This is a genomic window from Candidatus Protochlamydia naegleriophila (assembly GCF_001499655.1).
In the GTDB taxonomy this organism is placed as follows: Bacteria; Chlamydiota; Chlamydiia; order Chlamydiales; family Parachlamydiaceae; genus Protochlamydia; species Protochlamydia naegleriophila.
Map to the genome: position 1 here is coordinate 2441519 of NZ_LN879502.1, position 19767 is coordinate 2461285.

The 19767-nt window shown below is 42.4% G+C and carries 12 protein-coding genes; 7 read left to right on the forward strand and 5 right to left on the reverse strand.

The genetic code is table 11. The features are described from left to right. The first annotated feature begins 392 nt into the window (after positions 1–392). The gene (locus PNK_RS10375) at positions 393–3101 is read left to right on the forward strand and encodes an SUMF1/EgtB/PvdO family nonheme iron enzyme (RefSeq protein WP_162264043.1); all 2709 of its coding nucleotides are present in this window, start codon (positions 393–395) and stop codon (positions 3099–3101) included. A gap of 110 nt (positions 3102–3211) precedes the next feature. Here PNK_RS10375 and PNK_RS10380 read toward each other — a convergent pair whose 3' ends face one another. Then, a complete protein-coding gene (locus PNK_RS10380) occupies positions 3212–5914 on the reverse strand; it encodes an MGH1-like glycoside hydrolase domain-containing protein (protein ID WP_059061925.1) in 2703 nt (900 codons plus the stop codon). A 287-nt stretch (positions 5915–6201) separates the two neighbouring features. On the opposite strand from PNK_RS10380, the gene PNK_RS10385 reads away from it, so the two are divergent. The 3 genes from PNK_RS10385 (at position 6202) to PNK_RS10395 (ending at position 11772) form a co-directional block, all read left to right on the forward strand. Then, entirely contained in the window at positions 6202–8742 is a 2541-nt protein-coding gene (locus PNK_RS10385) for a hypothetical protein (protein ID WP_059061927.1), read from the forward strand. Positions 8743–8761: 19 nt separating this feature from the next. Further along, positions 8762–9304, forward strand: a complete 543-nt coding sequence (locus PNK_RS10390) for a hypothetical protein (RefSeq protein WP_059061929.1) — start codon at positions 8762–8764, stop codon at positions 9302–9304. A 149-nt stretch (positions 9305–9453) separates the two neighbouring features. Next, positions 9454–11772: a hypothetical protein gene (locus tag PNK_RS10395; RefSeq protein WP_059061931.1), complete on the forward strand. Its 2319-nt coding sequence runs from the start codon at positions 9454–9456 to the stop codon at positions 11770–11772. Between the two features lie 75 nt (positions 11773–11847). Here PNK_RS10395 and PNK_RS10400 read toward each other — a convergent pair whose 3' ends face one another. The 4 genes from PNK_RS10400 to hctA form a co-directional block, all read right to left on the reverse strand. Continuing rightward, on the reverse strand, positions 11848–12525 hold the full coding sequence (locus PNK_RS10400) for a protein-L-isoaspartate(D-aspartate) O-methyltransferase (RefSeq protein WP_059061933.1): 678 nt from the start codon (positions 12523–12525) through the stop codon (positions 11848–11850). A gap of 5 nt (positions 12526–12530) precedes the next feature. Continuing rightward, positions 12531–12929: a preprotein translocase subunit YajC gene (gene yajC / locus PNK_RS10405; protein ID WP_032123799.1), complete on the reverse strand. Its 399-nt coding sequence runs from the start codon at positions 12927–12929 to the stop codon at positions 12531–12533. A 311-nt stretch (positions 12930–13240) separates the two neighbouring features. Continuing rightward, a complete protein-coding gene (gene rlmD / locus PNK_RS10410; RefSeq protein ID WP_059061935.1) occupies positions 13241–14662 on the reverse strand; it encodes a 23S rRNA (uracil(1939)-C(5))-methyltransferase RlmD in 1422 nt (473 codons plus the stop codon). 224 nt (positions 14663–14886) lie between these two features. Continuing rightward, complete coding sequence (hctA, locus tag PNK_RS10415; protein WP_059061936.1) at positions 14887–15294, reverse strand: histone H1-like protein HctA; 408 nt, start codon at positions 15292–15294, stop codon at positions 14887–14889. Between the two features lie 662 nt (positions 15295–15956). On the opposite strand from hctA, the gene PNK_RS10420 reads away from it, so the two are divergent. The 3 genes from PNK_RS10420 to PNK_RS10430 are packed head-to-tail and all read left to right on the forward strand — an operon-like array spanning position 15957 to position 19766. Further along, positions 15957–18662, forward strand: coding sequence for a tetratricopeptide repeat protein (locus PNK_RS10420; RefSeq protein ID WP_059061938.1), 2706 nt, complete (start codon positions 15957–15959; stop codon positions 18660–18662). Next, positions 18652–19314 carry a MotA/TolQ/ExbB proton channel family protein gene (locus PNK_RS10425; protein WP_059061939.1) on the forward strand — a complete coding sequence of 221 codons (663 nt, stop codon included), beginning with the start codon at positions 18652–18654 and terminating at the stop codon, positions 19312–19314. The genes PNK_RS10420 and PNK_RS10425 overlap by 11 nt, the downstream gene beginning before the upstream one ends. Beyond that, the gene (locus PNK_RS10430) at positions 19314–19766 is read left to right on the forward strand and encodes an ExbD/TolR family protein (protein ID WP_059061940.1); all 453 of its coding nucleotides are present in this window, start codon (positions 19314–19316) and stop codon (positions 19764–19766) included. Before PNK_RS10425 ends, PNK_RS10430 begins: the two co-directional genes overlap by 1 nt. The last annotated feature ends 1 nt before the right edge of the window (position 19767 follow it).

The following is a 19767-nucleotide window of genomic DNA, read 5'->3' on the forward strand; positions in this document are numbered from 1 at the left end:
TTGATGCGAAGCACATGCTCGAAGCGCTCTCTTAGATATTCCAAAACCTCCCATATCTTTTGAAGAGCGGGTTCGTTCGGAAAAGATCCGCTAGCATATCTTCCAAGAAGTCGCGAATGCTCATGTGAATAGATTCGTAGACATCAAAGCCAAATCCTAAAACAACAAAGAAAAAAATCAAATACTCCGTTTATAAACTATAGACATTAAAACCATGTATATTCAAGTCATCTCTGATGAGTTATAAAAAGATGGAGGGTTAGAGGTAACTTGAAGAAAAATTCTTCTTCTTGTTTTGGGCTATCTGGTATAAGGAATAATGATATTTGATATCGTTCTAGACCCATTTCATCTCACTTGAGTGAAATTTTAAGAGGCAAAGGATGTTTTTAGTGAAAAAAGTACAATTACTCATTGGAATCATTTTATTTCACTTTTTCCTGTTAATGCGCATCAATGCGGCGCAGCTTCTATCACCCGAGATGGGCACACTCATTATCACCTATCAAACAGACCAGCAAGGACAGCGATTAGATCGCATTCGCTTTTGGCTTATCAATGAAAAGCAAGAAAAGACCCTGTATCCAAAAAAAGATGAATTTGTGGCCAATAATCATACCTGTTCAGAAAGAACGGTCGTCATTAGTCACTTGCCACCGGGGCGCTACAACATTGAGTTTGTGCTTCCGAATACCGATCATTTTTTTGAGCGCCCTCCAATCCGGAACATTCATTTAACGGCCGGATCGGTCCTCAAGATCGATCAAGCAATCCGTTTAAAACCGTCAGAAAAAAAAACGGATGAGATTGCCATGGCGGGCCTCAAAGAAACAAGCGCTGTGATCTATATTAACAATCTCACTCCTCTTCCGCCGCCGCTACCCTATCCTCCGATCCCAAGACCCATTTTACCGCCGCCTGGATTTCCTTTGCGCTTGGCCAATTTTTCCTTAACCGTTAATCGGACAGTAAACTGGAAACTCATGGCAGATGGGCGAATAATCAATGCCTCGGTTGGCTCAGTCTCGAATCTCCCTATCCCGCCTGGATTTGATTACTACGTTGTCGCAGACGATATTCCGGGCTATACGCTTAAAATAATTCCTGAGCCTCCTTTCGATGCAAATCCAGGCGATAATCTCAAGGTGGAATTATTTTATCAACGCGATTTTGGCTATGTAAGCTTGGACACTGCATTACCTCCTCAAGAAACGCATTTAACCCTTACCCTCACTCCTCTGCAAGACATCCAACAACCGCCTTTCCAAATCAATTTAACGGCACAAGCAGGTAAAATTTTCTGGCAAAGCGGCTCTCTTGGAACCGGTCCTTACATCGTCTCTTATCAACTGCCCGCCACGCTTCTTCCCGTACCAAGCCAACAAATCTTCATCGAAAAAGGGCGCTATACAGTTTTAACTCCCCGTTTCATGAGCAAGAGCAGCCTGGATATTTCGACCGATCTCTCCCAGGCAATTTTCACCCTCTTAACCGAAGAAGGACAAGAAGTAGGGCAAGGCCGCGGCAGCCATTATACCTTTTCCAATTTAGATCCGGGCTACTACATCCTGCAATTTTCCAGTACCGATACGCAACTATTTGCAGCCCCTTCGGATCAGAAAATATTCATTGCCCCTAACCAGCAGGCAAAAGTCGATGTCAACTATCAAAAATCGGGAAGATTGACTGTTAGCAGCAATATCGACCTCTTTTCAGTCACCATTGAATCAGAAAATTCTCAAGTCAAGCCTTTAAAAGAAAACGTGTCAAATCGCTCAAAAAGCCTCGTCCTCCCTGAAGGAAGATATTGGGTCACTTTTGACTCCCTAACGCCCGAAATCCCCTCTTCAAAACGCCAGGCTATTACAATCAAATCAACCTCCCCTCAGCACCTCTTTTTGCCTTATGACTTGGAGACGAAAGCTCCCTTAAACCAATCTGGAAGCGAGCACGGCAGCAGCAAAGCAGGAATCGAGATTGTAAGCAACTTGTTAGAAGGAAAGATAGAAATCGAATCGCTTGAACACCCGTCTGATAGGCAAACGGTTTCATTTAAGGGAAAATCGACCTTCATCCCCTTTCAAGGGGAAGGGCGCTTCAAAGTCATTTTTCTGCCTGCGTCAAATTACGAGACTCCAGACCCCATTATTTTAACGCGTAAAGCCGCTGATCGCTCGACAATTCAAGCCATTTATCAAGCCGAAACCATTTTTTTGGAAATACCGGCAGGTATGGCTATCATTGGCGATCCTTTTACGGATAATAGACAAAATGAAAGACCGGCAAAAGAGGTCTATATCCCAGCCTTTGCCATTGCAGCTTATGAAGTCACAAATGCTCAGTTTGCCAATTGGCTCAATCAGGCCTTTAAAAATCAAAGAGCACAATGGGATAGCAATCGACCAGGCTTTATCATAGATGTTGAAGGATTCCTCCTATGCAAAACGCTAAAAGCCAATCCCTTGGCTCAAATCCAGGCAAGCGGCAATGTTTTCAGCCCAATACCCGGCAAAGAAAATTATCCTGCCATTGAAGTAACCTGGTATGGGGCTCACGCTTATTGCCAAGATAAAGGCTGGCGCTTGCCAACAGAAGCTGAATGGGAAAAGGCCGCTGGCATGGAGTTTTCGGCATCAAACGGCCATCTGAAACGCTATAAATATGGATTTAGCCAAGATACCATCGATCGCTCATGGGCAAACTATCGCGAACACCCAACTAATGAATCGCAAGTTATGACGACACCTGTAGGCTTCTACAATGGTATAAATGCCCTCCCTCTAACCATTGAGGACCGCACGCAACAAATGACCCATGCGGCCCAAAGCCCTGCTGGAGCCTATGACATGAGCGGCAATGTCTGGGAATGGGTGGCAAGTTGGAATGAACTCGAAACGCAAGATATCAACAAAATCGCCAAAGGCGGTTGTTACGATAGCCTAGCTGATGGAGTACGTGTATCGGAACGCATTCCTCTACAGCCTGGCCATTCTGATATTTTTACCGGCTTTCGGGTTGCTAAAACGATTGTATCTCCACCGCCACCCGCAAAGATGGAAAAAGAGCCTACACCAGCGCTACAAAACACGGATAGAAGCTAAAGAATCTCTAGGCTCTTTCCCTTATCTCAACTGCGATCAATGGACTGTTCACTCACTCATTTATTTTTTGCGTAAGATGCAAGAGCCTCTGAGACAGCTGCAATGCCTGCTCATTCTTTTCGATGCAACATTACATCCTTGCCAAATTTCAAAAACCGTTGAGCGTCCAAACTTCCAAAGAGCTGAATGAATTTGGCGACGACCCCTGTCCAGCCTGTTTGGTGGCTAGCGCCAAGGCCTGCTCCATTATCTCCATGAAAGTATTCGTAAAAGAGAATGTAGTCACGCCAATGAGGATCGTCTTGAAATTTTTGCGTCCCTCCGTATACGGGCCGTATGCCTTTTTCATTGCGCAGGAAAATGCTGGCTAAGCGGAAAGCGATTTCTCGGCTGATATCAAAAAGATTCAAGAAATGCCCCGAACCCGTGGGAAATTCCAATTTCAAGCTGTCTCCATAATAGAGATAGTATTCCAAAAGCGCTTTGATGATTAAGAGATTTATGGGCATCCAAATGGGCCCCCGCCAATTTGAATTGCCGCCAAACATTCCAGTATCAGACTCTGCTGGCAGATAGGTGACCCGATAATCCTGCCCTCCAATGTTAAAGCAATAGGGATGATCTAAATGGTACTTAGAAAGTGCTCTAATTCCATAGGGACTCAAAAATTCATTCTCGTCTAACATTCGACTGAGAATGCGGCGCAATCGGTCCGTATTAATAAGGGCTAAAATCCCCCTTTCTCCTTCGCCATAATGCCCCTTTCCCGTCATGTGGATGCTTTGCAGAAGTTCAGGCATTCTTTTCGCCCGTTCTCTAAGCGCTTCCAATGTCTTTGGAATGCATTCTCTTTGTTTGGGCTCTATGATGGTCGTTGCACATAACGGAAGCAAACCCACAATAGAGCGCACTTTTAATCTGGTTGACTCCCCATTTGGCAAGCGCAAAATATCGTAGTAGAATCCATCTTCCTCATCCCACATCCCCTCCTCACCAACTTTATTGATCGCATTGGCGATCCACAAAAAATGCTCTGCAAATTTAAGTGCCATGCTCTCATAGGAGGAATCATAAGCTGTAAGAAAAATGCTGAGCTCAAGCATATTTTGACAAAAGAAAGACATCCAAGCTGTACCATCAGCCTGCTCTAAATAACCTCCCATAGGTAAAGGCTTGCTCCGATCAAATACTCCTATGTTGTCTAACCCTAAAAATCCTCCATCAAATATATTTTTGCCTAATCGATCTTTACGATTTACCCACCAGGTAAAGTTTAGAGAAAGCTTCGCAAAAGAGCGCTTCAAAAAGTCAAGATCTGGCTTCCCTCTCAAGCCCTGTTCAATCCGGTTAAGAAAAAGAATGGCCCAGGCATGAACAGGAGGATTGACATCACTAAAATTCCACTCATAAGCTGGGATCTGACCGCTAGGATGCTGATAATCTTCTCTCAACATAAGATCGATCTGCTGTTTAGCAAAATCCAAATCGACTAAAGACAGGCTGATTGTATGAAAAGCTAAGTCCCATGACGCATACCAGGGATATTCCCATTTGTCTGGCATGGAGATGATATGATTGTTGACCAGGTGGATCCATTCTTTGTTCCGCGATGGCATGCTCTGATAGGAAAAAGGGCTCGCATGCCGTTCAGTCAGCCACTTCGCCGCATCAAATAAATAATACTGTTTTGACCACAGCATACCGGCAAGGGCTTGACGCATGACAAGAGCCGCATCGCCGCTTAAAGAAGCGGGGATAACAGAGCTGTAAAACGCATCAGCTTCCTCCCTCCTCTGCCTCATTAACTCATCAAATCCCTTTCCAAAACAGAGATCTCCCCCTTTCTGTTGGGCAGAAAGCCTGAGTCGAATAGTCTGATATCCTCCAGCCTCTACATCCATTCGATAGTCTAACGCTGCTTTTGTCCCTTGATGAGCATTTACTGCCTCTTGCTCCCCATCAACGATCGCACGATTGATGCCATCTTTGACGTAAGGTGCCAGATTAGGGGTACCAAAAAGCCTCTCATTATTCGTTTCATTTTCGGTAAATAAAAGGGGTACGCTTCCTTCTCCATATAAAAAATAATGGCCAAGATTGATTGAATTAGCCGCAATGACAGAAATCCCTGCATCGCTCTCTAAAGCTTCAAGCGACGGATAAGGCGACTCTTGCCACCACGACCAGGTATTGCGAAACCAAATGGTCGGCAGAAGATGCAGAGTGGCCCTCTCAGCACCGCGGTTATGGATCGTTATGCTAATTAAAATATCGTCGCACGCTGCTTTGGCATATTCGACAAAAATGTCGAAATAACGATCCTCATCGAATATCCCCGTATCAATGAGTTCATACTCCATTTCATAACGCGTACGCCTCTTATTTTCCTCAAGCAAATCTAAATAGGGATACGCCTCTTGCGCATACTTGTATAAATACTTCATATAGGAATGCGTAGGCGTATTATCTAGATAAAAGTAATACTCTTTGACATCCTCTCCATGATTTCCTTCACTATTGGTTAAGCCAAATAAACGCTCCTTTAATATGGGATCTTTCCCATTCCAAAATGCCAAAGCAAAGCAAAGTTCTTGGTTCACATCAGAAATTCCAGCAATTCCATCCTCTCCCCAATGATAGGCTCTCGATCTCGCCTGATCATGCGTAAAATACTCCCAAGAATCCCCCTCCTTGCTATAGTCTTCTCTAACCGTCCCCCACTGCCTCTCACTCAAGTAAGGCCCCCACAACTTCCACAAAATTGCACGTTCCCTTTCATCCTCTAATCGCTTGTGTTCTTCCGATGGCTGCATAATACCTTCTCCTCTGCAATAAGGTTGATACTAATCGCAAACGACATGCCATCACAAATACCTTATCAATTAACCTCTCAATAAAAAATTAAAGCAAAAGAATCACCTATAATTATTACATTTTAAATTTTAATTAACAATTAAGGACGATATAAAAACACAACACATTAAAAAGCAATAAACAAAACAAAGAACTTAAACGTTTAGTTTCAATATTAATTAACAAGTGGTAAAATTTAATTAGGAATATTAACTACTTTATTTTAATAGTATTCAGGAGGAACAATATGAGCACTCCTATTGGTGGTTCTATCGGACCTCAATCTATTCATGGAAGTCACATAGATCCCTTCAATTCCCAGCCACCTAAAATAGGTAAGGCATCCTTACCACTCCCCCCGCAACTTCCCGACCTTTCTTCCGCCCAGCCCTTGAGCGATCATTCAATTCAAACAGACAAGCTTTTAGAGCAAGAGTTAGACTTACTAATCGAAAAGAAAGAGGCTGAAATTACCGACCAAATGCATGAGTTGAATCAGGCTATTAAAGATCAAAAAATGGTAAAGGGATTGATAGAGGTTGGTAAATGGGCCCATGAGTATGCCGATACCGCAAAAGATATTGTCCAGGATGGCATTGAATTTCTGGAAGCCGTTTTACCCCAGGAACTTTTACAGCAAGGGACTTTTACTGAAAAATCTTTTAAGGAACTAAATCAAATCGCCGGGTATGCAGGTCGATTTTTAACAGCCTTGGACATGGGTATGAGCGGGCTAGCCATGATTTTAAAGGGTAAAATCCTGGATAAATCCAAAGAAGTTTTAGGCCAGTTAAAGCAAGAGTATAGCAAGCAAAAAGATTCTCCCGAAGTTAAGAAGCACATTCGTGAATGGCAAGCCGAAATTAAAAAAGCGGAGAAGACGCTTTCGCGCAAGGAGTTGCGCAAGCTTGAAAAGGCGATGAAGGAAATGGACATCAAAGTAAAAATTGAGGGAGACAATCTTTCCACCCAAAAGATGAGGTACGGGGTCAAAACAACTAAAAATCTTTTATCTTTCCTCAAGATCCCCCTAAAATTACTACCCATCGACCAAACACTTGCAGCCTTTAAAATGGTGTCTACAGGATTATCAACCGTTACAACCACTCTTGGAATAATCTTAGCTGGATTTGTGCTGCACAAGAACGTCAGTCATGCTCTCAAATTTAACCGCTGGGCTCAGGCTTTTCACGACTGGAAAGTGGCTAATCAGCCGGTTGTTGAAATGGGTGAAAAAGGGATTGTACGCCCTCTAGCCCTTAGAGGCTCTCCTGTTGCTCAAGAATCTGCTCGCAAAGCGGACACGCCAAGCGGTGACATATCTATTCATCTACAGACGGAAGAGGAAGTCTTTCTTCGCCTCATGCACAAATACCGTACAATCGAAGAGATTCGCCAAAAGTTAAAGGACTTCGACATAGATCTCGATCCAAGCATTAAAACAACAGAGCAATTATTTGAAACCTGGCAAAGCGATCCCCTTTTTAGGCAAACCCTCACCACCCAGTATACCCAGTTCAAAGGTATACTCGAAAATTTTGATCTTATGATTCAAGCCAGCCAAGATTTATTGGAAAAGCGCAAAATCCTTGCCGAAAAGAAAGTGTTTAGTTTGAAACCCCATTTTCAAGCTTTGCTCCCAAAAATCAAAGAGTTAAAGCGACCCCAATTTGAGAGAGACCTGGCGCAATTTAGAGCCGCTGTCAAGGACAGCCGCGTCTCAGTAAAGGAACTTAAACGGCAAGCGGCCCAGCTTCACTTGCCTTTCAATCTCAGTCAAATCGAATCGCGCTCTAAGCTGATCGTTGCCTTGGAAAATTTAGCTAGCGAAAAACCCGATGCCTTATTCAATGACTTTATTGCTGCAACGCCAGCCGAAAAACTCCTTCATTTTTACGTCGATCACCAAGAAACCGTCGAGCAAGTAACAAAAAATGCATTAAAAGAAATGGTTTCTAAGAAACTAGAAATCGAAGGATCATTCATCAAGTTTAAAACTTTTGAATCGGCGACCCTATTCACAATGGCCCTCGCCTCCGCCGTCGTATCGATCACGCTTGCCATTATCGGCCTTGCTACCACGCCCGTTGCGGGAGCTGGATTTATTTTATTGGGATTATCGGCCGTCACAACCGCTGTCTCCCTAGGCCTTTTCGGTGCAAGCTATTATTATGCCTATCGCAACAAGCCCGCAGGGCTGAAAGCTTCTCTTCAGGGCGTTAACAGTAAATTAATGCTTGGCAATGTCATGGCCTCTATTCAAGAATACCGCAGCTTGTCTAAAAAGAAAAAAATGCAAAAAACGGCTGAAATCCTCCAGCACCTGCATAAAAATAAGAGTCATGAAACGAAAGAAAAGTATGAACAAGCATTTGCTGCGTATGAAAAGGCCAAGCTCGATTATAGCACAACCCAGTCTAAAGCCGATGCCTGGAAGCAGCGCGTCAATAATCTTCAAAATCAAGTCAACCAGGCAAACTGGCAAGATTTTGCGCAATCGGCCGCTTTAAGAATAGACAAAGATCCAGCAGCCTTCGATACCTTGCGGGCCTTTAATGAGTCCCTATTAGCCCTTGATTTGAGATTCATTAGCGATGAGACCAAAGCGCTATTGCAAACCCAATTAGGCTTAAACGTCGAAGCTCTACAGGAAGCTGCCGCTAAAGATCCCACCTCCGCAAAAAAAGCTTTGCAAAAATTCTTTATGATGGATGATTCTGGGTATGTCAACTTCATTCACTATCAAGAAGAGCGAATCAAAGCCGGTATGATTCCTTCGCTTGCCTAACGGATAAACGAGAGCCATCATGATTTTAAAAAATATGCAGGCAGTATTAGATCAAGCAAATTTTACTTGTTCGATTTTCCCCGCCTCCGAATCCTCTCCCTTAGAGCAACTAGTCGTTTTTGCTGGACTCGATCAAAAGGAGAGGGAGAAAGTCATTGAGATCGTCGCACGCGAGCAGCAATTTGATCCTAACATGCTTAAAGAACAGCTTAATGATCATTACTACCGCATTCAGTTTAATGCAAAGCTTCCCTTCGAAGTCGAGCCCCTCGCTTTGAATCAAACTGGAAGCGTGATCCTTTTTCTCAATCAATTAATGGATTGGCCTGGCTTCGAATTAAATGAATTAACCAATCAAGTCTCTTATCGCTACAATTGGTTAATGAAAGAATCAGCTCTTGACTCGCGCCTTTTAATGACCATTGTAGGAAGTATTTTATTAAATCTGGATATGTTTAGCGATACGATTGAACAAATAGCTTCTGGCCACTCAACATTTAATGAACTGCTAGAAAGCATCGTTAAATTTGGCCAACACATTCAAAAAGAGACCGGCTCTTAGCTTCTCATGCAAATCTCTCTTTTTCATGGATAACATCTTTGATTAATAATTAAATAATATATTTTTATTCCTTTTTTTTAGAAACCATGTTATTATGGAATATCTTTGATTTCTTTATGTGATCTTAATTAGTTTTTAAAGGCCTCTTGATGACACATTCGGTTAACACATTATTGCCTGATTCGCAAGTTATGCCGAATCCTCATACTTTTATTTTGCAAGATCTTTTGCCTGAAAAATCTCTTTTTGAGGGGAAAACATATCAGTTTAACTCCACTATGGAAGTGAATTTGGCTAAAGCCTCTTGTGATTTGTCCAATGCCTTTTATTCGCGAATCAAATTAGATCCTTCAGCATTGCAACAGCAAAAAACTTTTCTTCCTTCTGTCAAGGCTATCCAAACTGTTCCCGTTACATTTGTTCCGCCAAGCAATCAGGCCCCTTCGAACGACACCAGCGAGAAAGAGTCATCGGCCGAATTAGACAAACGGTTTCATGCAGAATTAAATGAATGGAAGACTAAATTTAAGCATATTTTATTGGACTGCAAAGCAGAGTCTGAAAAGCACAAATTTTTATTCGAATTCAGTAAGAATATTCACCTGTTTGCAGAAGAATTTCAAAGTGTTTGTAAAGGCCTTCTCTCTTCAAACGAATCCACTCTCATTTGGGAATATTTAGATGCTGCGCATGAAGGAGTTAAATTTTTTAAGCCTCTAGATAATGCCGCTTTAAATGCTGCCAAATGGTTTATGATTCACCAGGCTAAAAAAGAACTCGATCAGATTTATCTCCAACGCCCCAAGACGACGAATGTCAAAATAGCCATAGAAAGACAAAAATGCTTTGATCAATGTTTTAAAGAGCTAGAAGAAGCTCGAGAGAAAGCCCAGCGCGATTGCACCAACCAACTAGCAAAATTGGCCGCTCATCAAATCATTCCACATTTTCTCTCTGACACGCTTGGATTGTTACCAAAAGCAACGAAGAAGTGCTGTAAATTGGCCGCCGATATCCAAAAAAACATCTGCTCTCTCTCTGAATTTTGGAAGGCCTTTCACTTGCAAAAAAATTGGACCCAGCAGCTTCAACCAAAGTTAACTGTCGACCTCCAATACAACCAAGAGTTTCAACAAGAACGCAAGAATGAACTGCAAGCATTCATGAATTCTTTGTCAGAATGCCAAAATATGGATGAGGTTAGACGCATCTTAAAAAGATTCAGAATAGAATGCGAACTTCCAAAAGAGATGCAAGGTTGGCAAGCACTATTGGAATCTGAAAAATTTAAGGCATTTTTAGAATCTAGTTATCAAGCGTATACCGGCAAAGTCATTGCAGCCAGCCCGGAAGATATCCATGCCCTGCTACAAAAAAGGCAAAGAAGCTTTGATCTATGTGTGCATATCGCCTTGGGCAAACTCGATCCCTTATTTGCTAGCTGCACTAGTTTAAGCTTTGAGGAGATTCAGGCTAAATTAAAGCAAAATCACATGGATTTAAGCCTAATCGAAGGTGCCCCACGCAACAAAGTAGAATGGGATGATCAAATTGCAGACAACGATGGGGTACTGAGAATCTATCTTTGCAGTCAGTGGGTTAATTACCAGCAGGCAGCAAGCCAGTTAGTTGAACAGGGTACTCGAGCAAGCCTATTGACCAAAATACAGACAGAAAAAAAATTATTGGCTTTTCGCGGCATAGAACAAGTCGTTGGGGCCGTCCTGATCGGTTTAAAGATAGCTCTTTATTTGCCAGGCATCTGCATGTATTTAGAGCGCTATTGCTTAAATTATTTTGTTTCCAATTTACCCCTTCCAGGATTGGGTTTATTGGCCATTCTTTCAGCCGACAGAGACGTTACAATAGACGCCTTATTTACTGCCGCCCTCGCCTATTGCATTGGTGCATATTACAAACCGAATGAATACAATCTGGAAGGCTATAAGATCCATTTCCGCATAGAATGGTCCAAGTTTAAGGCCCAGCTGGTTAGTTACCACCACCGCGTCAAGCAGCTACTCTTAATGATCCAGATCAATCTGATTGAAAATTGTGTTCTAGGCATTAAAAATGACTCTCAAGACGTGGATCGCCGTTTCCAAGAGTTAAGAGATGCATTGAGTGTCTATATCCTAAATAATAAAGCTTACCAAGCTCAGCTTGACAAGCAATTGGATGACCTAAAACTTAAAGATATCAATCTCCTCATACAACCCCAGTCTATTCCCGGACCAAATGGAGAAGAAGACTATAGCCCGCTCAAGCAATTGATTGCAGCTTTGGAAGAGATCGATTCAGATTGCATTTCTGAAGGCACAAAAAACTTCTTTGAAGAACATCTTGGCATCAACTTGGAACAAGATCAAGAGAAACTGAAATCAAAAGTTGAAAAGTTTTTTATTCAAAGTGAATCGAAATTTTTTAGAAGCTTCAAGCAAAACCACGCCAATTTCATTCAAAATTAAGAAACAGCTAATAGGCTTATGTTATTGCCGGCTTAAAAACCCAAGTAAAGCACCAGCAATGGCTCAAGCCTCTCTTTATCCTCTTGTACCCAAGCGTTCATCCCAACCTTCTGAACCAATTAAAGGGACGAAACGGACCCGCTCGATCACTTCCAACTTAAAGCTTCTATCATCCACTTTTTGATAACAACGCAACTCCTGCATCACAAGATCCCCAACGGGAATGACTAATCTCCCATGCACGTTAAGCTGGCTTAATAAGGACTCAGTAGCAACAGGGGCCCCTGCCGTCACGAGAATGGCATCAAAAGGTTTGCATTCTTCCCATCCCATTGTCCCATCCCCAATGCGAGTTACAATATTCATATAGCCAAGTTTTTGAAAACGCTCTTGAGCCATATAGGCTAATGAAGGCAGCCGCTCGATTGTATAGACTTCAGCAGCGATACGGGATAGAATGGCAGCCGCATAGCCCGAACCAGTGCCTATTTCCAAAACTTTTGAGGTTGCATTCAGTTGCGCGGTTTGAGTCATTAAAGCCACGATATAGGGCTGACTGATGGTTTGCCCTTCGCCAATGGCTAAAGGGGTATCAGCGTAAGCATAAGACTTTAATCGGTCTGGAACAAAGAAATGACGGGGCACCGTCTTAAAACTCTCTAGAACAAGCGAATTGGTGATGCCCCGCACCACCAATTGCTCATCAATCATTTTTTGCCTTTTGAAGGCTGTATCATGATCATCTAGTGTCATGACAATTATTGATCGTCAGAAATGGACTCAACTTTTTTATCGCTCTCATCACCTTCAGGCAAAATATCAGTAATTGCTGCCTTATAAAATTCCAATTTAGCACCATCATACATCTTGACGATAACTGTCTGATCGCCAACGCGCACAACTGTTCCAATGATGCCCATGGCAACGACCCGATCCCCTTTTTTAAGGCCTGATCTTTGATCTTCGAGCGCCTTACGCCTTTTTTGCTCTGGTCTCCATAAAATGACATAGAAAAATAAAAAGGCGATTCCAATCATGACGAGCGTTTGCCAAAAACTCTGGTCTGGTGGAGGAATCCCCTCTTCGCCTTCGGCAAATAAGCGGCCATGCGCCATTAAACTCAATGTAGCCAATAAACCATATAATTTTACTTTCATTTTTTCCTCTTTTCGATCTTTACATATTACTAGCCCCCTTCGCACTCTAAACGTGCAAACAGGCTTTTTCTTTGAGTGGTTGCGAATCTCGCTATAGGCAAGGTTCGACGATTTTGACTCAAGATAATATAGATAATCCGAGTCTCTCTGCTATTAAATAGATCAAATCATTCGCATTCAAATCTCATTCAAGGCGCGCACCACAGCTCATTCGTCTTTGTTGCATACTATAACTGAGTGAATAATTAAGGAGAACACCTCCATCAATTAACAAATGGCAGTTTGATTATTCAAAAACAATTCTTCATATATTAACATGTCAAAACGACAATGTTTTCAACATGGACCGTTTGTGGAAATTGATCCACTGGCTGTACAGCTTGCAAGCGATATCCCCCCTTCAATAAAGGATCTAAATTCGCCGCCTGTGTTGCCGGATTGCAAGAAATATAAATCAGTTTAGGAGCCTGGAGAGCCAGTACGTGTTCAATTGCTTTAGGATCCAAACCTGCACGTGGTGGATCTACCATAACAACATCTGGATGCTGCTTGGTCTCTTGAGCAAGATTCGCCAAAACCTGTCCAACATCGCCAGCCCGAATCACTACATTGGACAATCCATTCTCCTTTAAATTCTCGCGCGCATCCAAAACGGATTCTGGACTCAATTCAATTCCAACGACCTGCTTAACGTGCTTTGCCGCACAAATCCCAAGCGTCCCCGTCCCACAATAAAGGTCATAGACGAGAGAATCCGATGTAAGATCGGCAAGCTTTAATGCTCGCTCATATAAGCGCTCGGCCTGAGCGGTATTTGGTTGAAAAAAAGCCGAAGGACTAATGCGAAAATGAAGAGGCTGAGGTGGTTGCCCCTCTACTGGCAAATAGAGAGTCTCGCGAATATGGTCTGGGCCATATAAAAGCATCTCATAAAAATTGGTAGGCCTGCCTTTAGCAATTTGCTGGATTCGCAAAAAAATCGAAAGTTCCTGCAAAGGATCCTTAGGCTCAATCGTATCGCGCAAGGCCTGCACAAAGGATTGCAATTGCTGTTTATTTAACGCATAGTGTGCATTTCCCGATACGGTTAACATCACCATGCGGTCTCCCGTTCGCTGCCCCTCTCGCAAAGTCAACGTTCGCAAAGACCCCGTATCTTTGCCGCTATAATAAGCTTCCAAACCTGACTCGTTCCACCAACGGCTAACAACCTGCGCCGTTTCTGCAAACCAGGGACTTGGCAAGTAGCACTCCTGCATCTGGAAGACATGCCCCCGTGTCCCTGCTAAAATCAATCCCAAATAGCGGTGGCCAGCCTTGTCACTGGAAAATGTCAACTCCATTTTATTGCGGTAATGCCACGGTGCGCTTGGGATAATAGAATGCCAGCTAACATCGTCGTGCAAATAAGGCTTTAAATAGCTCTTGATCCACTCTTCTTTCTGCTGCAGCTGAAGCTCATAAGGCATTTGCTGCCAGCGGCATCCTCCGCAAGCCGCAAAATGAATGCAGCGCGCCTCTATGCGATTCGGAGACGGGGACGTAATGGCTTGCAAACGACTCTGATAAAGCCCTTTTTTTTTCTTGGTTAAAAGAGCCGATGCCTGATCGCCTGGAATAGCAAAAGGAACCTCAACTTCAATCTGCCGATCATCTGCCGTTAAAGCAGATCCAATGCCATACCCGTCTTTAGAGAATTTTTGTATGGACACCTCAACAAGTCGCTGCTTCATGGCTTTTCCAACTAAAAAATTAATAAAAAATAAAAGGAAGATTTTTCACAAGACTGTATGTGAATAACAAGCAAAATTTATCGTGAATCATTCTAGGTTATCTTTTAATCTTTATCCAGAAAAAGGATGATAAGTGCGGTCGAAAGAAAGGCGATTGCAAGACCTAAATAAAAAAGGGAAGACCTCTAAAGCCTCCCCTACTGGATGAAATAGATAATTTAAAACTATCTAGAACCAACTCTTTTTGTTGGAAGCTTAGCTGTCGCACGCTTAACAGACATTTGACGTGGTCTGAAGCTTGTTGACTTAGCTTTTGGCTTCGCTTTAACAGCAGCAGCTTTTTTAGCAGCCGGAGCGGCTTTAGCTTTAGAAGCAGCAGCTGGCTTGCTTTTAGCAGCAGCGACTGATTTCCCAGCTTTTGGAGCTGCTTTCGCAGGCTTCTTTTGGCCTTTGTTTTTCTTTTCTGAAGAAATAGACTCTTTACGGAATAACTTTGCAATCTTTTCTAATTTAACTGTTCCTGTACGAACGCGCTGAGAAGCTGCCTTGTTACCATTTTCAGATTTCTCGAGATCTGTTGTAATATTAGCTAATAGCTCTCTCAATTGTTTAAAAGTGTCTTTTAATGACATGCCTAGAACTCCTCCTATTTAGAGTTATATATTGACGATTAAGTGAATATTAACTTTGGATATATTGTGCAACATTTTTCTTCATGTTTTTGTATTTTTTTTGCACTTTTTTACAAAAACAATCCTTTTGAGACGCTTTTCTCGCCCAATCAATGCTCTTTGAACCCCAACCACAGCCAAGTCCAATCGATCCATTATCCCCGCAATTGGCTACAAATCTGTAACCACTCGTAGATGATGGCAAATTTTCAATTTTGATGAAGGAAATGCTGCTTGCATTCCCGAAGCGAAAGATAATATTCAACTATCGGATGAGCGACTACGAGCGATGTTTTGTCTTTTAATCCATTAAGAAAAAACTAGATTTACGCACAATCACGCATTTAAACTGGAAAGTCAAGGCCCTTCCGCCAACTATTTCTGCTCCGAATAACTCTTAGAAAGCTTTCAACAAAAATGTTAAGTAGGCGTGTCTTCAAATTGCTAAACGCCTAAATTCAAATTCTTTCATCTTTAAATTTCAGCCCGCAAAGTTTTCTGTTAAGGTATTTTTTCAAACATCGAAATTCTAAATTAACTGATATCCAAATAGATGAGACATGATGAAAATTTGTAGTCAATCTGTTAAGCTGATAACCTACTATCGTTTGCCGTGAGGATTTATGAAAAAATGGGCTTTGACTGCTCTTTATTTAACTTGCTATTGGGCTGCTGCTGTGCCAGCTGAAGAAGATGCCCAAAGACTGCAACAAGCCGAAAATTTGAGAGCAGAAGGACTTTATTTAGATGCCTTGAATCACTACCGACAGCTCGCTGAAATGCCTTCATCTCAATTGGCAAATTCGCAAAAGCTCTTGATTCTATCTCAAGCCGCCTGTCATTTAGAGCTCAATGAGCCAGAAGAGGCTTTGAATTTATTAAAGAACAGTCCACTGATATCATCGCATGACACAACCAGCCTTTATCTAGCGAGTTTGGCTTATCGCGACCTGCAACGGCATGAAGAAGCCTTAACAGCCTTAAACTCCATTTCTCCTGAAGAAGAAAAAGAGCTGGCTTGCGTCATCGCGTTAGAAAAAGGGGTTAACAGCTTTTATCTGAATCAGTTCGAACAGGCTCGCCTATACCTAAAGAACGTCTCCTGGAACCAAGCAAATCCGATCCCCTTTTATTTATCCCAACTCTATCTAATAAAACTTTCCCTTGCAGAGCATAACATACCAGCAGCCAAACTCCCTATCGAAAACTTATCCGACAAACTTGAAGATAGTCATCCTCTTGCATACGAAAAAAACTACTTAGAAGGTGTTGTCTTTTTTCATGAAGGATCTACACAGCAGGCCATCGAATGCTTTAAGAAGGCTTGCCCCGTCTATCCTTGTAGCTGGAAAAAAGATATTTTGGCCCATTTAATTAAAAGCTATCTAAAACAGAGCGAGCAGGCATTGGAAGCTGAAAAAGCCTTGTCTTTTTTAGCTCAAGCAGAAGAGACTTTAACGGCCATGCGAGCAGCAGATGAAACATACTACCTGCTCTTAAGCGATTTTTATCTCATAAAAGCGCGCCTCTTAAAAGACAAACAAGCCTATGAACAAGCACAACAGATTTTAAATGACAAAACACATATTAAAACTGAAGAAGGATCGCATCAGGCTAAACTCAAACAAGCCGCTGCCACTCCAACGTATCAAGAACGCTCTAAGCTATATATGCAATTAATCCAAGAAGCCCAGTCGAATAACCTCCTCCAAGCGGATGCTTGGTATTTCAAAGGAATGAACGAATTAGAAGAGGGGCTCTTGATGCAAAAAACGCCTCTATTCCTCCCTTCGGCCTCAAACCTCTTTGAACTATCAGCGCAATCTTTTGCTAATGCTTATCAATTTTATTCTCCCTCCCACACTGCCCAATCGGCGGCTTCTTTAAAATACCAAGCTCTTGCTTATTATCACCAAGCAAGTGACTTAAAAAAGAAACAGGCTCTCGAGCTTCTGCAAAGACTCATAAAAGAACCCGCATTAAAAGAAACGTTTGCAGAACCAACTGAATTATATACCCTTGTCGGCCTCATAGCCACAAATCTAGAAGAGCCCGATGCTACTATTGCTTCGCAAACCATCACTCTATTGGATCAAGCCCTTAATCAATCCCGGAATGAGCAGCTCTTTAAACTCAAGGGAATCCTCTATACTAAAATGGATCGATGGCAAGAAGCGGATGACCATTTTGCTCAATTTCTTCAAGACCATCCAAACTCTGAAGAAAGCGAAGTTCTCTTTTGGCGGGCAGAATGCGCATCTCACTTGAAAAATGAAACGGCAAGAAAGCAATACTTGCAGCAACTGTACCAGCAAAGCCCCGACAGCCCTTATGCCCCTTATGCCTACTTCCGTTACTATACCTATCGTGACTATATGCGCGGCCAACGCAAGGCAATTAAACACCTACAAGCCATGCCACGCTCTTTTCCTGGACATCCCCTTTTGATCAGCGCCTACTACTTGATTGGTTTAGATTATTTAAAAGATCGTTTATCTGAAGAGGGAGAATTAGTGCAGCGCAAGGATAAAATAGCGGCAATCGACTTCCTACACTTGGCAGAAACAACTTTTGATGAATTAGTAAAGCAAGAAAAACTGCCGCCAAAAGAACTTGCCTATTTCATTCAGATACGTTACCAGGCCACTTTGGAAAGAGCCTTGGCTAATTTAGCCATTGCCGATGCTTCTCCACCAGCTAAAAAACATATTTACCTGGAATATACAGAAGACGTATTCAAAGAGTTGGTTCAGACCCTGCGTTCTCCCTCACCTCTCGTAAAAGCGCTTTTAATTCGAGATCAAATCTACCCCAGAATCCTCCAAGAAAGCGAATTTTGGCTTGCTCAAACCTACTGCAAAAAAGGCAAGCAGGAACAAGCCAACCTTTTATACGATCAACTGATTCACGACTCAAAACAAGCAGGAATGGAGCACGGCTACTTGGTATCAAGAGCTTGTTACGAAAAAGGCTGCCTAGCTCAGCAAAGCCAGGATTACACACAAGCCCTATCCTACTTTCTTGCGGCCGAGCAAGCCAACGCAACAAATTTTCTAAGCCCTGATCAAAAACTTGATCTTTGGATTCAACAAAGCCAATGCTATAAAGAACTTAAACAATTTGATGAAGCAATGCTGCTGCTTTCCAAAGTGGTTAATGATGAGGCAATATCCAGCCTGCGCGTTAAAGCCATGTATTTGCGAGCAGATTTATACGCTCTGCAAGGACGCCCTGAGCTCGCTCTCAAACAGCTCGAGGCAACCTCTAGAAAGGGAGGAGAATGGAGCAAAAAAGCAAAAGAAAAATTGGAACAAGATTATGTTTATTAACGATTCAACTTTTCCAGCATATGTAGCCAATCTATTTTTTTATGGCTCTAACTGGAATATCATTCTCTTTATCATCATCGGTTGTTCGATCATCAGCGCAACTATTTTTATTGAGCGGCTCATGCAGCTCCACAAATCTGAAATTGATACCAATCAATTCATCATTGCCATGAGAAAAACCATCAAAGAAGGCAATATTGTCGAAGCCATTCAAATTTGTGAAAAAACAGGCGGTACCATAGCCAATATTATTAAGGCGGGGCTCGTCAAGCATAATCGCAATAAAGAGCAGATTGAATCGGCAATGGAAATTTCAGGACTGGTAGAAATCGCCCGTCTGGAAAAAAATGCTAAGATCTTGTCGATCATTGCCTATATAGCTCCCTTGATCGGTCTGCTAGGAACGGTTCTTGGATTCATTCAGGCCTTTGCAGAAATGCGCTTAAGCGGACTGGTCGACATTTCTGCTACTCGCATTGGCGAAGCCATGGAATACGCGCTTGTTACAACTGCAGCCGGCTTGGTTGTGGCTATTCCTTCTGTCATTGCCTATAATTACCTTGTCAGCCGCGTAGAAGGATTTGTACTAGAAATTCAAACCGCCTCGGCTGAAATTGTCGATCTTCTCTTGGATCGTGAAGAGGAATTTTAATGAAATTTAAAACGCGCCTTAAGACCTCTACCTCCTTAATCGACCTGACTCCCCTCGTCGACGTCATCTTTTTAATGCTCATATTTTTCATCGTAACGTCAGACATTTTGCCCTTGAAATCGCTCAATATAGAAAATCCCACCCTTGACAAAGACTCTGCGCCATTAACGACGCAGCTTCTTTTAGTCATGGACGCTCAGCAAGTGATTTATTTAGGATCAAAAAAAGCCATTGTCGATCTCTCTTCTTTAAAAGCCCATCTGGAGAAAGAAGTGGAAGAATTAAAAAGGCAAAATGAGGGGCATATCCCCACAATCGTTTTAAGCGTCGACCAAAGAGTGGAATATGGATTGTTTTTAAAACTCTTTGCGATTGCTCAAGAGTGCTGCCCTCACTTAAGACTCGTCTACAAACCTTTAGATGGACTACAAAATTCCTTAGAAGAGTTTTAAA

Bases quoted from the DNA above. Each gene is read 5' to 3' on its own strand.
- PNK_RS10425 (WP_059061939.1), top strand. From the start codon at position 18,652: ATGTTTATTAACGATTCAACTTTTCCAGCATATGTAGCCAATCTATTT.
- PNK_RS10390 (WP_059061929.1), top strand. From the start codon at position 8,762: ATGATTTTAAAAAATATGCAGGCAGTATTAGATCAAGCAAATTTTACT.
- PNK_RS10395 (WP_059061931.1), top strand. From the start codon at position 9,454: ATGACACATTCGGTTAACACATTATTGCCTGATTCGCAAGTTATGCCG.
- yajC (WP_032123799.1), bottom strand. From the start codon at position 12,929: ATGAAAGTAAAATTATATGGTTTATTGGCTACATTGAGTTTAATGGCG.
- PNK_RS10430 (WP_059061940.1), top strand. From the start codon at position 19,314: ATGAAATTTAAAACGCGCCTTAAGACCTCTACCTCCTTAATCGACCTG.
- PNK_RS10400 (WP_059061933.1), bottom strand. From the start codon at position 12,525: ATGACACTAGATGATCATGATACAGCCTTCAAAAGGCAAAAAATGATT.
- hctA (WP_059061936.1), bottom strand. From the start codon at position 15,294: ATGTCATTAAAAGACACTTTTAAACAATTGAGAGAGCTATTAGCTAAT.
- PNK_RS10420 (WP_059061938.1), top strand. From the start codon at position 15,957: ATGAAAAAATGGGCTTTGACTGCTCTTTATTTAACTTGCTATTGGGCT.
- rlmD (WP_059061935.1), bottom strand. From the start codon at position 14,662: ATGAAGCAGCGACTTGTTGAGGTGTCCATACAAAAATTCTCTAAAGAC.
- PNK_RS10380 (WP_059061925.1), bottom strand. From the start codon at position 5,914: ATGCAGCCATCGGAAGAACACAAGCGATTAGAGGATGAAAGGGAACGT.
- PNK_RS10385 (WP_059061927.1), top strand. From the start codon at position 6,202: ATGAGCACTCCTATTGGTGGTTCTATCGGACCTCAATCTATTCATGGA.